The organism is Dickeya sp. ws52 (assembly GCF_007210685.1).
GTDB classification, from domain to species: Bacteria; Pseudomonadota; Gammaproteobacteria; order Enterobacterales; family Enterobacteriaceae; genus Dickeya; species Dickeya chrysanthemi.
This window is the reverse complement of record NZ_SZVX01000014.1, coordinates 96,569-110,104: the sequence shown is the minus strand read 5'-3', so window position 1 is coordinate 110,104 and position 13,536 is coordinate 96,569. Positions and strand designations below refer to the sequence as shown.

The window sequence follows — 13,536 nt, the reverse complement described above, 5'->3', positions numbered from 1 at the left end:
AGACAGGGTGACTGCTGTCGCAATACTGCGTATCAATCGTTGTAAGGTGGGATGTAGGGACAAACGGGTAACGCAGGCAAATGATGACCATGAATAGCGCGAGCCATAACAGTATTGCAGAACGCTTTGGCCGTTGGCTCGGCAGGGGGTGGCGTGTCTATGCGCGTTGTGAGCAACAGATATCAGGCTGGTTTGTCGAGCAGGGGATGCCTGTTAAGGGAGCATTTGTTCTGCTGTGGATGACCAAACTGACTTTTTTGGGGTTATTGCTTTATGTGGCATTCTGGTTAGCGACCCTACTCATTTTCGTTGTAGCTGCTGCTCTGATGGCTAATGCCGCTGGATTCGTTGATGAGCCTCCAAAACCAGAGTGGCGTAACGGCCCTGCAGGATTCGGGCTGTATACCTACGATGACTTTCGTATCGATCCGCATATTGAAGACGATTAAAAGAGCTTATTTTTTCGATACGGATTTAAGAACCATGTCACCTCCTTTAGCTCCTGCTGCTTTGGCATCAGCCGTAGCTCCAGCGAACGCTTGAAGAACATTACCGGCGCGGATGCCTGCCCAAGCCAAAGCCATTATCCAGAATGTGGGTAGTACAATGAACATCGTGCCCATGACGAAGTTCAGCAGCATGTCGCCGAAAGTGTTGCTCAAACCTGCCATCGGATCGACGTTGCTGTGCGGCCGATTCCAGCCCCAACCCCACCCGTAAAGTGCATCGAGGATGGTGCTGTCAATCCATCGTGCCAGTTGAAACCAAAAATCCGCAAAGAACAGTGCAAACTGCACGACGCTGACTGTTATCGTTGTCTTCAGGTTGTAAGTGCCGACCAGAAGCACGAGAGGGATACAGATCACCAGCGCCATCTTCAGTAGTGCAAGTACCATCGGTAGTCCCTGACGCATCACGTCCAATGCCGGGAATGCGGCGAGTCCTCCCACTGTCATGCCGATGTCACCCGCAGCGCGAGTAACGATATTCGGTAAGGTCTTGTCGATTTGACCGCCGTAATCCGTGTAGACACTACCTTGGTTGAGTTTCTGTTGGTGAGGGGAGACAATCGTCCTGATAACCGAGTCATCTACCTCCGTGCGGCTGAGGAACCCGGCCCAACCGGCGATGCGATTGAGTAAGCTGGGATCGACCTGTGCCAGCAGACGTGCACGCAAGCCGTTGCCACCCTCGCTCCACCACTGGCGGCAACTTGGGTAGCCAGCACCACTTGGCACCTGAGCCAGTCCGGCGTCACGATGGCTGTCGTAGGCCCAACCCTCACGCGGTGTCCTGGCGTGATAGGTGTCGTAGAAGCCTGCGGTACTGACAAAATAGGTCGAGCCGATCCAGGTCACATCGTGCATTTGTGTCTTGTCAAGATTGGGACGAGTCATGAACAGCTTGGCGCGTGCGGGGCCGTAGCAATCGTGGGTAAAGTCTGCCACTTCCTGAGCCAGTACCGGGTCATCAATTCGGGTGGCATTGATCTCCATTCTCATTTGACGCAGGTCGGTGCCGCATGGGATAGCTGATACCGAGGCACTGGTGATCGCACGTGAGAGTGCGTGCATGAAGGCCCACCAGACTGGCACTTTGGCGCTCTGGTTGTTGAGGGTGCTGAAGGATTTTGACCAGCCAGTGTCTTCGGGTTGCGGTACGCTGATCTGGCACTGTGTCGAACGCGCCTGGTCGTATCTGATCGTGTTGAGGTCGACATCGATGAACGGAATGCCTGCGAACATCACCACAACAATTGCCACCCATACCCGGTTCTCAATGCGCATTGATGACAGCACGCCCTTGTTGCCCTCATCAGCGCCTTCGGTACGGGCTCTCAGCCACTCGTCGATGATGATGGCCACGAAGGGGAGGACAAACACGCCGCTGGAAACCAATACCGCCCAAATACCGTTGTGGACGATCCAGCCCACCAGAGTCAGGTAATACTCCAGGTAATCGGTGGTGAAAAGCGTCATGGTCACAGCCCCTATACGTACTGCACCAACAGGCTGAATTCCAGCACCAGTAACGCGCCGACACCGAAAACTTCGGCGCGAATGAGCCTGCGCCGGTCATCGGTACTGGTTTCGCGCAGGAGCAGGCGGCGGCGCATCCACTGCCAGCCATAAACGGTGGCACCGTACAGACACAGACGCCACAACAGAAAATAGCCGGCTGTATCGGCCAGCCAGTGTTCCCAGCCAGCAATGCTGCCAACGAAGTGGATACCCAGAACGTTGGCTGTGACGGTGATGACCAGCAATGCGACAATCCACAGAAGGACTTTGGGTGTACGCCAACTGAACAGACAGTGTGATCGCAGCCAGGCAAACTTCATGGTGTGTCTCCGGGATTGCGTCGCTGTAACTGGTCGAGACGGTCAGGTACAGGGTCTCCTTCATAGATACCGCGTGAACCGGCTGAACGTACACTGTGGCGTTGGATAATGGCCATCGGTGAGTTGTTGGCGAGTTCCCGGCGTAGCTCAAGCTCGGTTTTGAGGTTGAGGATCTCGCGGTCGAGGGTGTTGCTTTCCTGAGTGACGGCAGCGACTGCCAACTGATTCGCGGCAACATTTGGCTCTTTCTGGCCAGTCAGTAGCGTACGCTGCAGCAGCAGGGCTTTTTCCAATACCGATGCCAGCGCAACTTCGGAGGCCAGGCGTCGGGCCAGAATGTCTTGATCAGGTTCGTCACGCAGTGCCTCGATAACGCCACGGGTGATTGGCAGCGAAGTACTGCCAGCTTCGTGAAGGTTCTCGAACGTGGTATTGCGGGTTCCTCTGACCAATTCCTGCAGCACTTTCAGCTTGGTGTCGTACTCTTTCTGGATGACCGGGGTCAGCCCGACGCCGGGTACGGTCTCGGTCCTGATACAGCCTTCGCAGGTACGCTGCTCCTGTTCGCCCAGTACACGAGTGGCAAAGTCAATAGCCTGTTGTGGTGATGTCCAGGTCTGGCAGGACAGGCTTTGGCAATTCGCGGTGTCGATGGATGAGGTGTCGGCCACATTGCGGCCGTTGACCAGGTTGTAACCTGCACGGGTCACGTCACCGACGACCTTGATTGAGTGTTGTCCGACACCGCCGGCGTTGTCGCCGCCGACCCACGGTACCCCGTCATTGCCTCGGTTTTTTTCAGCTTGTTCAATAGCCGATACGGCATCGGTGCTGGATACCGCCTGACGCAGCGCCATGCCTTCGGCAATCTGGCTCCAGCCGAGTTGGCCGCCTGCCGTGTCCGCCATGCGTTCCGCCATCGCCCGGCAGGTGAGTTTGGAGCGATCAAAGTCGAGCCGAGCTTGCAGAATACCATTGGTCAGAAGGTTGTAGAGACCCGGATCGGCCCGCTGGATGATGAGTGCAGGCAATGAGGCGACCGCGCTGGTGGCGTTCTGGATCACGCTGCTCATGATGTTCTGGAAGCCGTTGGTTAGCCCATTGAGCTGATTCTGGATGGTCGTACTGATGTTCATGTCGCCGCAGATCAGATTGCTGTTCCAGCCCACACCGACACCAATCGAGCGCATACTGGCCGCACTACTCATCGATACGGCGTTGCCGCCACCGATGGAGTACATCACCTCATCGCCAATGACAGCACCGCTGTTCTGGAAGCCTCCATCCTGTGCCAGAGCCAGGCCACTGGTCATAGACAGTGCAGTAACCAACAACGCGCATTGCCACAGGCGTGGCATAGGCGTTGAGTACGCTTTCGGATCGAGATGTTTCATCATCATGTCCTCAGTTGAAATCCATACTGCCGAGAAAGGTCTGGCCGCGTCGCTGGCAGCAGCTATACGGTCGCCATAGTGCCCAGGCATAGTCGTCTTGCTGCGCCTGAGTCAGTGGCCCGTTATGTGGGAAGACTGTGCAGGAGGAGGACAGGCCAGGGGCCAGCTCTTGCCATTTGCCGGTCGATGCATCGTTTTCCATCAGTGCGCCTGCTGGCCAGTAGCCATCGTGCGCGTTGGCAAGCAGGGGTTGGTATACATGCAGTTGTCCCCGACGGGTCACGATATCGCCCGCCCGCTGGGCGACCACGGCACTGGCCTTGTAGCTGTCCACCTGGTGCAGGAAACCGCCGCGCGGATAGAGGTTGCCCCACAGGTTCAGCGTGTCGCGTGCGCCGATCTCGCGCATACCGGGGATCAGCGCCTCGGGATACACGACTTCGGGAATGTTGTAGCGCCACGCGACGGTATCGAGTGTGCTCAGCAGGTACGGCATGAACGCGATGCCAGCACCGTCGCAGATGTAGCCTGATGACGAGGCAAACTGACTGAATGTCTGGCCGCCGGGATGGCCGATCACGTCAGCGTTGCGGAATCTGGATAGATTGTCCTCGTTGCCATGGTTGCTGGTGCCGTCACCACCGCCCTGGGCCGTGGTGTTGGGCATACTCATGGCGCGCACCTCAATCCACGGGTTTTCGCCCGTATTGCCATAGCTCGATACCACGGCATCGGGAACGTAGTGCCTGACTTTGACGGAAGTGCGTACCGAACATCCGAACGGGGTGCAAAGCAGCCAGTAGCAGATCCCGGTGACGCGGTATTCCAGGCAATCAGGGGATAACGACGAGGATATGATGGTGACGGTGTTGAGAGCGAACGATGAACTGGCTGCCGTCAGCAAAATACTGGCGATGCTGGCGCGCAGACGGCGGGTGAGTCTCATTGCTGAGTCCTCCTGTAAGCGTCGATACGCACAACTGCTTTGGCGACGTCAGGCTCTCCGTAAACCACATACTGTTGATCAACGATAACGGCGGGAAGGGTGGTGATGCCCAGGCTCCAGGCATCGACAACATTCTGATAGGCCTCGTTGATGCGCTGCTGCAGGGCGGTGCCGCCTTCTTTCAGGCGTTGTTGCACGATTGCCGTGGCACGGGTTGGGTCTTTGGGGAGGTTGGCTGCCAGCTCGGCTTCGATGCGTGATGGGAGGTCCAGTTCGATGAGCCGGGTGTTGCCCAGGTTTTGCATCGGGTGCCGGGTATCAGTAACGGCCAGTAAATCCGCGGCCTGTACGAGTGGACTCAGCAGCGCAGTGAGCAAGACAGTAACAAGCCTATGCCGCGAGAAGGCATAGATGGAAGCAGAAGCCGACATACGGAGCACCGCAAAATTGATCATGGCGGTAGTCCACTCCAATCTGCTTCAGGAAACGACAAACAATCGGGAAGCGGTGCATCCCGGTTTTGGGATGAATCTGCTTTAGGCGGTTCTTGCCCTCATTGTGATGTGTTAGATTTTTTTGTAAAATACCTAACAACAGGAGGCCGCTATGAGCACAGCCCAAGCTATTCGAGAACGCATCTCCGCCCAGTTGGTCGGAGAGCCTTTCACGCCCGCTATCTTCGCCGGGTTAGGGTCGCGTGCGGCCATCGATCAGGCGCTGATGCGGCTTACCAGGGCTGGCCGTATTGAGCGTATCGGCCATGGATTGTATGTCGTTCCCAAGGTCGGTCGCTTTGGCGTCAAGACGTTGCCTGCGCCTGAGCAGATCGCGCAGACACTGGCTGAGGCGGAAGGCGCGACGATTGAGATCCACGGTGCTGAGGCCGCACGGCGTTTCGGCTTCTCTACGCAGATGCCGGCGCAGGCGGTGTTCTACACCAGTGGGTCGTCACGGGCGGTTAGGTTAGGAAAAATGACCGTCCGCTTGCAGCATGTCGCGTCGCGCAAACTGGTATTGGCCGGCCGACCCGCCGGTCAGGCGCTGTCGGCGCTCTGGTATCTGGGACGTCATCAGGTCACCTCCGGTACATTCCAGCGGATTGCGCAAAAGCTCGCTCCCACTGAATTTCAGGCGCTGTGCTCTGCCAAGGCCTCAATGCCTGCATGGATGCTGGAAGCATTGCGCGGCTACGAACGCAGCGAGGTGACACATGTCTGATACGTCAGATGCGTCCTATTTTGATCTGACGCCCGTTGAGCAGGCCGAACTGCTGAATGGTCTGGCACCCGGGCTTGGACGCCGTGCCGAGATTCTGGAAAAAGATATCTGGCTATGCCAGGTACTCGGCTCACTCTTTGCGTTACCCTGCCGCAAACCGATGGCCTTCAAGGGAGGGACATCACTGTCGAAGGTCTATCAGGCTATCGAGCGTTTCTCCGAAGATATCGATGTCACCATTGATTACCGCAGTCTGGTGCCGGACGTGCCCGTGCTGGCCACGCTTTCCGGCAATCAGCGTCGGAAATTGTCTGACACACTCAGGGAGGCATTGGCTGAGCATGTCACCGGGGAACTGGTGCCGGCACTACGCGAGGCGTTGCTACAGGCTCTTCCAAATCACGAAATCACGATTGAAATCAGTGATAATGCGGAAGAGCTCAGGCTTTATTACCCCAGTGCAGTGGAGAACACCGACACCTATCTGCGGCCCAGCGTGTTGATCGAGTTCGGTGGCAGAAATGCGACCTTGCCGCAGGAGATGTTGACCATTGTGCCTGACATTGGTGAGCATGTGCCGGGGTTGGTGTTTCCAACGGCAGAGGTCGCCGTACTGTCGCCGATGCGTACTTTTTGGGAGAAGGCAACACTCATTCATGTTGAATGCCATCGCCCGGATCTGCGTATCGGTGCTGAGCGGCTGTCGCGGCATTGGTACGATCTGGCGCGGTTGGCTGACCACCATATCGGTCATCAGGCTTTGGAAGATATCGCGCTGCTGCAGGATGTGCTGAACATCAAAGAAACCTTCTTTCGCAGCAGTTCCAGCCACTATGACCGCTGCCTGACGGGCGCGCTGAGACTGATCCCGGATGCGGCGCTGCTTGATGCGTTGAGGCAGGACTATCAGGCGATGCTGAATGCCCAGATGTTTTATGGTGAGATCTTACCGTTTGATCGGATTATCGAACGCCTGGCTGTACTTGAACAGCAAATCAATCAGCAACGCTGAGAGGTTCCATGGAGTGTATGCCGCGTGCATGGTCAATCATTTCGGCCACTTTGAATGCGGCATCCAGCTCGCCAATGCCGAACTGCTGCATCAGCCGGTAGCGTTCTGCTTTTTCCTCGGGCTCGGTCTGCGCCAGGGCGAGGTAGAGACTGGGGGGGACGGCACGGAATAGCACCTCCAGGTTCTTGGAGAGGATGACGCCTTCGGTGAATTTGCCGGATTCTTTCCGTGCTGACAGCATCAGCGTCTTCTGAGCGGGTGTCAGTTCCCTGAACCGGGCAATTTTTTCGACTTCGTCGGGCGGCATCGACAGGCAAATCCACCACTCGATCATGTTGAGCATCGGTTCTGCCGCTTTTGGCAGATCGTCGATGTTCTGCGTCGCGAGCCAGAACCACGCCCCAAGCTTGCGCCACATTTTGGTTACTTTCACAACGTAGGGCGAGAGCAAGGGGTTTTTGGTGATGATATGGCCTTCATCCGTCACGTTGAGGATGGGGCGGCCCAGGAACTGATCGCGTTCGGCGATGTTATTGACGGTGTTGATCAGTGAAATGTAGGCGATTGACAGTTGCGCGTTATAGCCTTCGCGCGCATAGGTTGCCAGGTCGACCAGCGTGATGTCGGCCTCTGGCCAGGGGGTGCCGTCGCGGTCGAACATTTCTCCGTCGCTGCCCTGGCAGAACATATCCATCGCGTCTGCCATCTCCAGCAGGCGAGCACGCCGGATTTCCGGCAGTGTGGTGTCATGGCCGCGTTCACGCAGTGCATCACGTATGTCGCGGGTCAGTACGGTGCGGTTGGCCGTCACGCCGCGTTGGGCTGCGTCCAGAATGCACTGGCGGATCAACGAGCGATCGGCCCGTGTCATGCGGGCTTCTTCCTTGTCTTCACCTCCTGTGATCATCAAACGTGCAGTGATTTCCAGTTCGCCCAGCACATCGCGCTGTTCGTCGGCATCGGTTTCCTTGCTCTGTAGCCCATCATCCAGTTCATCGGCATCGAGTGTTTGTACATCACTGGGCGTTTCAATGAGTCGACGGGCGTCGGCGAACGGCGCGAGACTCACGCCCGCTCCGGGGGAGAGCTTGACGCGGTTGACGGTCAGTCCTAAACGCCGGGCGAACTCGCAGAACAGCCCGAAGGAATTGCCAGCCTCCACAATGAAAATCCGTGGACGATAGATTGCTGTGACCTGATTGAGCAGGTTGTTGAGGGTTGCGCTCTTGCCTGAACCCGTAGGGCCAAACAGGAAAAGGTGCGCGTTCATCTGCCGATCCAGGCGGTTGAATGGGTCGAACGTGATCAGGCCACCTCCGCGATTGAAGACAGTGATCCCTGGATGGCCCGTACCCCGGCTACGCCCCCAGGTTGGTGAGAGGTTGGCCACATGCTGGGCGAACATCAGTTGTGTGTACCACTGTTTGCGGTCTTGGGCTGGGTTGTACATACACGGCAGCCAGCGCAGATAGGTGTTGAGCGGGGCGACTTCGTCCTCTTCGCGTACTGGCTGAAGGCCTGCGCCCAACATCACGTTAGCCAGTTGCAGCCCCTTGTTGTCGAGCTCTTCTTCATTCCGCCCACGCAGGTAGAACGCCAGGCTAGCGCGGTACAGCTTGTGAGAACTGCCGATCAGCGAGCGTGCCTCTTGCACGTCCGTCAGGGTTTGTTCGGATGCCAGCGTCTCGCCCACGGCTTTTTTGGCCAGATGATTCAGGTGCGTTTCGAGCACGTCCTGTGGTGTGGCAACCAGCGTCAGGCACATCACAGTGTCTTCCGGCATCTGGTCGAACAGGGTATTGATGGCATCACCCTTGTGGTTTTCACCTGTCAGATGCCCTACATCTGGTGGGGTACGCAGGCGGTCGGTCACGACTACCCGATGCGGGATGCCGTCGAAGTACCACACACCCTGATCTGCATTTGAGCGCGGCTGGCCGAAGAACAGTCGCTGACTGAAATCGCATCCGGAGGCCAGCTCGATCTCGTCGGCGTCACAGGTATTCGGGTAGGCAGTCAACTGGTAGAAGCGTTCGCGGTCTTCGGCACCCAGTCCCAGTAGTGTGGGATGTGGGTTGAACCAGCGCAGTAGCCAGTCGTGGATTTGTGCGGCATCCAGTCGATGTGCACGAATGCCAGCGTTGGCCAGGCCTCCGCTCAGGCGATCACAAACCACGTTCAATCCCTGCTCGGGTGTCTGGCCGCGTCGTGTTTTGCCGCTTGCGGTGCGGCGATAGACCACCATGCGTACCCGGCGCATTTGACCACGCCAGGGCAGCCGGGTGACCGTGGTGTCATCGAACAAGCCCCCCGGTTTTGCGACCGCGTGCAGATGATGAGCCATCGAATGCAGGTAGAACTCGGTGAAACGTGAGCCCTGTGCGCGTGGTTGAATGTAGCGATGCAAGGTCTGCAGATAGGCGTCAAAGTTTGTCTCGTCCTGGGCATAGAGCTGCAGCACCCAGGGGTTGTCGTCAAACTCATCAAAACTGTCCTGCAGCGCGTTCTCCAGTGCATCCCGTGCCTGTGCAAGCCAGGACGGTTCACGGCCTTCGGTGCCCAATGGGGTCAGTTCGAAGAATGCGGCGACCGAGCTGCCATCCTCCAGCAGCATGCTTTGTGACGTGGGCAGGTATTCAACCCAGGGCAGCAGCTCGACCAGCGATGGCACAACCTGGTACAAGGCTTGTTCGTCGGCTTGTGTCGCGGGGCTGTTTCCCCTGGTGGTGGATCCGGGTTCAGGAATACCCGCCTGCTGCAGCGTGTTGATGTGGTGCTGCCAGCCGTCCGGCCGCTCGTCTTTGGTGACCCCGGCGGATTTACGACGGAGAAGCGACCAGACCATCAGTAGTCCTCCGTACGCTCACCGGGCATCGCGTACTGTACACGCTGATAGAGTGGGAAAATGGTGGTGTAACCCGGCACCGGAACCGGGTCTGTCCCCGCCAGATGCGGGAACACGTACATCAACAAGTCGGGATTGGGCAGCCGCTGAAACTGGCTGCGTATATCATTGGCGGCGGTACGCGAGTAGCTTTCCTGCTCTGTGGAAACAGTGTTCACATCTGCATGGCTGAGTGGGCGACGTAAGCTCTGACGGGCATCGAGCAGTTGACGGTGTGACATCTGACCCAGACTGCCTTCATTGCTGCTCTCCTGCTGCCAGATATCCTGCATGGTTCGACCGCCATGGGGCAACAGCTCTTCCTTGCTGGTAGCGCAACTGGTCAATGCGGTTACCGTTACCATGATTGCCAACGATTTAGTCCAGTTCGAACGCATGGCTTTCTCCTGTACGATGGTCGACCTTGCGGCCTTCGGTTTCGTAGTCAATGGCGAGAGGTTTTTCGAGGTGAACCGCGACTTGTGCGCCTGGCTTTACATAGACCGCTGCGAAGGCCTGGCCATAGAGCTTGTTGACCCAATCCGACATGTCGCGTACGCCGCTGGCAAGAATACGGCCCACCGCCTCGTTGCTGCTGATACCCACCGTGCCGATAGAGCCGTTGGCACCGGCGTAGGACATCTGGCTGCTTTTTGAATCCATGAGCGATGCCGCGCCTGCACCCGCTGCGGTGATCAACGCCTGCGTACCGAGGTACTGCTGGGCATTGCTGCGGCGCTCGCCGGACACGCACGGGATACCGTAGGGATCACTGATCCATCCGAGACTATTCTGGTCGTTGCTTTGCTGATGACTGCGTTCGCTGTCTTGCGGAATGGTGCGGATGGTGCCGTCGTGGAAAACGAAGGTGATTGAGCGTATCTGCCCTCTGACGCATGAGAGCGTCCAGTCGCCGGAGGCGGTGCCGCTGAACACGGCTCCGGCCACATCGGGGATATCGATGCCGTTGGCCGTCAGGTTGTCGGGGCCAACCAAAACTTTGAAGGGGTAGGGGTCATTGACGGTACCGTCGATAGGTACGCGGCCGATCAGGGCTGTCATCGCGACTGAGCCCATCAGTGTTGAATTGGTGGGGACGGTGTAAACAGCCCTGGCTGGTTTGGCTCCGGTAGTGCTGGCACGGGTTACACTTTCGACTGTAGTGTCCAGTGTCTTCTGCGCTGGCCCGAAACTTGTCGGGAAGCTCCGCGCCGTGTTGCTGTTGCGGCCTGCAGTCTGCCTGGCATCGTCAGGCTCTACCCAGCGGATAGTGGCCTCTTTACCGAACCCTTCAGCATCCCCGTCTCGCAGTCCGAGACCGACTGGCAGGTCGGCGTGACCACTGCTGCCGATGCTATCCAGCCGTCGCTGCAAATCTGCCAGCAGACCTTCTGTCTGCTGGCGCTCACTACTGAACTGTTCCTGGTCGCGGCGCAGATTGGCTCGCTCGGACTCCAGTGCGGTGTTGATACGCTGGTCAATAGTACTTTCACGCTGGCGCAGACGCTGGTTTTCTTCGCGCTGCGTCCGGTTGTCGGCAGTCGCGGTTTGCAGTTCGGTGCGCAGTTGCCGAACCTGTGCTACCAGTGTGGCGACGGTGTCACGCGGTGTGTCCCCTTCGATGCCCAGTGCCTTCATTTCCTCCGGGGTGAGTTTGCTGCCTGTATCAACCGTGTCTGGTGCTTGCGTGCCATGACCAGAGAATATGCGGATGCCAACGAACAGCACCAGCAAAGCCACCGGGAGCATCAGCCATTTCAGCAGACCGTTACTGTGCATCACGCACCTCCGTTGTCGGGGGCGTCGAAGTAGGCAAGTGTACGGCAGGATCAAAGCGTTGGATGGCGGGCAGTAACGACTGGGACAGTCCGTGCTTGCGGGTAACCAGATACAGCACTGTGGTGTCTTCAGGGGTACCGTGTGGGCCGAGCGACGCATGTTGGAAAGTAGCGGTGAGGAAATCACCTTGCAGTGCGCGTGGATCTAACTGAATCCAACCACCCTCTGTATGGGTCAGTCGCACGGCCGTGACCCACTGATCTTCCAATCGCCATGAAACCAGCGCTGTCGCCTGAACAGGCAGCGTAGGTAGTAAGGTATCGAGTGGCAGATTACGGTGAAGATTTACCTGCATGATGCCGGGCACGGGTTCAACGGTGCGCAGTGGTACGTACAGGTTCTGTGCGGCGTAGCGCGTCAGTACCACGGCCACCGGCGTTTTATGTTGCGCCGGTCTGGCCTGGTCTGTAGCGGGGGCGTCGGTTGCGCTGTCTGGCGGCTGGCCATCGCGCGGTGGTGTGGTATTGTCCTCGACGATGCGCACAGGCTCAAGTTTCGGTTCGCCATCTTTTTGGGCTGGCATGGCATCAATGTCGAGCAGAATCAACGCACCACTGTCTACGTCCTGCAACTGCAATCGGGTGGGTTCGATGGGCTTGCTGGCACGCAGATAGATGGCACCACCGGCACTCTGCACACGCAAGCGGTCGCCGATGCTGGCCGGGATGCCAACACGGACGTTGTGTTCCACGAACACAATACGTTCCTGTCCGACGGTCAGCGGTACGGCAAGAGGCAGTCGTTCCCAACGCAGGATCTCTACTGCATGGGCAGATGATGCCATTACCAGAGTCAGAAGCCCCAGCCGGATGAGACGGAATTTCATGGGGTTTCTCCTTGCTTGCCCAGGCCGCCACGATTGGGTGTTTCCTGAGTCGGGGGGGAGATGTGCTGCGGAACCCCGTCGTAGCAGTCGAGCACCAAACCAAACGGATTACGGGCCGGATCGACGTCTATTCGTGCGACTTTGAGCGGGTAGCGCACCAGCGCGCGCTTGACCTGCTCCGGGCCGTGGTACTCGTCGGCGCTGAGATCGAGCGTTACGACCCAATCGCGGTCAGAGACTACGCGTACCCGTGCTGCAGGATTATCGCCATAGCCGCGACCGGGGATTTCGTAGACGCCGCGTACACGTTGTTGCAGTTCGCCGGTGCTGCGGCGATAGTCGTAATCCGCCTGTAGAAAGGCGCGGCACGCCGGGGTGAAGTACGGCGACAATGCATGGAGGTTACGTGCGTAGTCCTCTTCTCCGTTGGTTGGCCAGCGGTTGAGCTGCTGGAACACATAGAATGTGAAGGCATAGACCGATTCAGGAGGGACTTCCCACCAGGCGCGTGAACTCCCCGAACGCAGATCAGGGGGGACGTGGATCGTCAGATCACGCGGTGCGCTCCACCAACCGACCCCCATCACCAGTGCCATAAGGAGTAATGCGCTGGCACCGATGCGGAGGGTCTTGATGTGTGCCTGTAAATGCGTGACTTCGTTTTTGAATCGACTCATCGTATCGTCCTCCGGTTCGACCAGAAGCCCGATCGCGTAATCAGCAGGTGCCCGCCGACCCAGCCTGTGAGCAGTGGATAACGGGTTGTGATACGCCATTGCAATTGGCGGTACAGCCAGGTGTCGGGTCGGCCACGTTTCTGTCGTCGCAGGAAGCCGCCTCCGACGAATACGCCGCAGGTGATGCCCAGCACAATGCAGGTCGGTGCCAGAGCGATGGTCGAAAGTAGCCAGGACAGCGGTAAGCCGATGAGCAACCCGGCGCTGCCGGACAGGCCACAGCAGATCCATAACTCATCGGCCGTCAGTCCGCGCACCACCACCGGATGTCGATTGAGCCGATGTGGCAGGAACGTCACTGTGCCGTCTGCGCGGACATGCGGATGCGCTGACATGTCC

Annotated in this window: 14 protein-coding genes; 3 read left to right on the top strand and 11 right to left on the bottom strand. The window is 58.0% G+C overall.

Annotated features, from left to right (window positions below):
• The first annotated feature begins 83 nt into the window (after positions 1-83).
• Positions 84-449: a DUF3742 family protein gene (locus FDP13_RS14730; protein WP_081652041.1), complete on the top strand. Its 366-nt coding sequence runs from the start codon at positions 84-86 to the stop codon at positions 447-449.
• A 6-nt stretch (positions 450-455) separates the two neighbouring features.
• Here the strand turns inward: FDP13_RS14730 and FDP13_RS14725 are convergent, their stop codons facing one another.
• From FDP13_RS14725 to FDP13_RS14705, 5 genes are read right to left on the bottom strand one after another with little or no spacing between them, the layout of a single operon-like run.
• A complete protein-coding gene (locus tag FDP13_RS14725) occupies positions 456-1,979 on the bottom strand; it encodes a conjugal transfer protein TraG N-terminal domain-containing protein (RefSeq protein WP_143839773.1) in 1,524 nt (507 codons plus the stop codon).
• 11 nt (positions 1,980-1,990) lie between these two features.
• Complete coding sequence (locus FDP13_RS14720; RefSeq protein WP_143839772.1) at positions 1,991-2,341, bottom strand: hypothetical protein; 351 nt, start codon at positions 2,339-2,341, stop codon at positions 1,991-1,993.
• Positions 2,338-3,735 (bottom strand): integrating conjugative element protein, encoded by a 1,398-nt coding sequence (locus FDP13_RS14715; RefSeq protein WP_143839782.1) that lies wholly within the window; start codon positions 3,733-3,735, stop codon positions 2,338-2,340. The genes FDP13_RS14720 and FDP13_RS14715 overlap by 4 nt, the downstream gene beginning before the upstream one ends.
• A 10-nt stretch (positions 3,736-3,745) precedes the next feature.
• The gene (locus FDP13_RS14710) at positions 3,746-4,681 is read right to left on the bottom strand and encodes a TIGR03756 family integrating conjugative element protein (RefSeq protein ID WP_143839771.1); all 936 of its coding nucleotides are present in this window, start codon (positions 4,679-4,681) and stop codon (positions 3,746-3,748) included.
• The gene (locus FDP13_RS14705; RefSeq protein WP_143839781.1) at positions 4,678-5,112 is read right to left on the bottom strand and encodes a TIGR03757 family integrating conjugative element protein; all 435 of its coding nucleotides are present in this window, start codon (positions 5,110-5,112) and stop codon (positions 4,678-4,680) included. Before FDP13_RS14705 ends, FDP13_RS14710 begins: the two co-directional genes overlap by 4 nt.
• Before the next feature lie 175 nt (positions 5,113-5,287).
• On the opposite strand from FDP13_RS14705, the gene FDP13_RS14700 reads away from it, so the two are divergent.
• Positions 5,288-5,899 (top strand): DUF6088 family protein, encoded by a 612-nt coding sequence (locus FDP13_RS14700; protein WP_143839770.1) that lies wholly within the window; start codon positions 5,288-5,290, stop codon positions 5,897-5,899.
• Positions 5,892-6,911 (top strand): nucleotidyl transferase AbiEii/AbiGii toxin family protein, encoded by a 1,020-nt coding sequence (locus FDP13_RS14695; protein ID WP_143839769.1) that lies wholly within the window; start codon positions 5,892-5,894, stop codon positions 6,909-6,911. The genes FDP13_RS14700 and FDP13_RS14695 overlap by 8 nt, the downstream gene beginning before the upstream one ends.
• On the opposite strand, the gene FDP13_RS14690 is transcribed toward FDP13_RS14695, so the two are convergent.
• The 6 genes from FDP13_RS14690 to FDP13_RS14665 are packed head-to-tail and all read right to left on the bottom strand — an operon-like array spanning position 6,895 to position 13,532.
• Positions 6,895-9,756: a conjugative transfer ATPase gene (locus FDP13_RS14690; protein WP_143839768.1), complete on the bottom strand. Its 2,862-nt coding sequence runs from the start codon at positions 9,754-9,756 to the stop codon at positions 6,895-6,897. The genes FDP13_RS14695 and FDP13_RS14690 overlap by 17 nt on opposite strands.
• Positions 9,756-10,193, bottom strand: coding sequence for a TIGR03751 family conjugal transfer lipoprotein (locus tag FDP13_RS14685; protein ID WP_143839767.1), 438 nt, complete (start codon positions 10,191-10,193; stop codon positions 9,756-9,758). Before FDP13_RS14685 ends, FDP13_RS14690 begins: the two co-directional genes overlap by 1 nt.
• Positions 10,174-11,574 carry a TIGR03752 family integrating conjugative element protein gene (locus tag FDP13_RS14680; RefSeq protein ID WP_143839766.1) on the bottom strand — a complete coding sequence of 467 codons (1,401 nt, stop codon included), beginning with the start codon at positions 11,572-11,574 and terminating at the stop codon, positions 10,174-10,176. Before FDP13_RS14680 ends, FDP13_RS14685 begins: the two co-directional genes overlap by 20 nt.
• Positions 11,564-12,460 carry a TIGR03749 family integrating conjugative element protein gene (locus FDP13_RS14675; RefSeq protein WP_143839765.1) on the bottom strand — a complete coding sequence of 299 codons (897 nt, stop codon included), beginning with the start codon at positions 12,458-12,460 and terminating at the stop codon, positions 11,564-11,566. The genes FDP13_RS14680 and FDP13_RS14675 overlap by 11 nt, the downstream gene beginning before the upstream one ends.
• Positions 12,457-13,137 (bottom strand): PFL_4703 family integrating conjugative element protein, encoded by a 681-nt coding sequence (locus FDP13_RS14670; protein ID WP_143839764.1) that lies wholly within the window; start codon positions 13,135-13,137, stop codon positions 12,457-12,459. The genes FDP13_RS14675 and FDP13_RS14670 overlap by 4 nt, the downstream gene beginning before the upstream one ends.
• Entirely contained in the window at positions 13,134-13,532 is a 399-nt protein-coding gene (locus FDP13_RS14665; RefSeq protein WP_143839763.1) for a TIGR03750 family conjugal transfer protein, read from the bottom strand. Before FDP13_RS14665 ends, FDP13_RS14670 begins: the two co-directional genes overlap by 4 nt.
• Positions 13,533-13,536 lie beyond the last annotated feature (4 nt).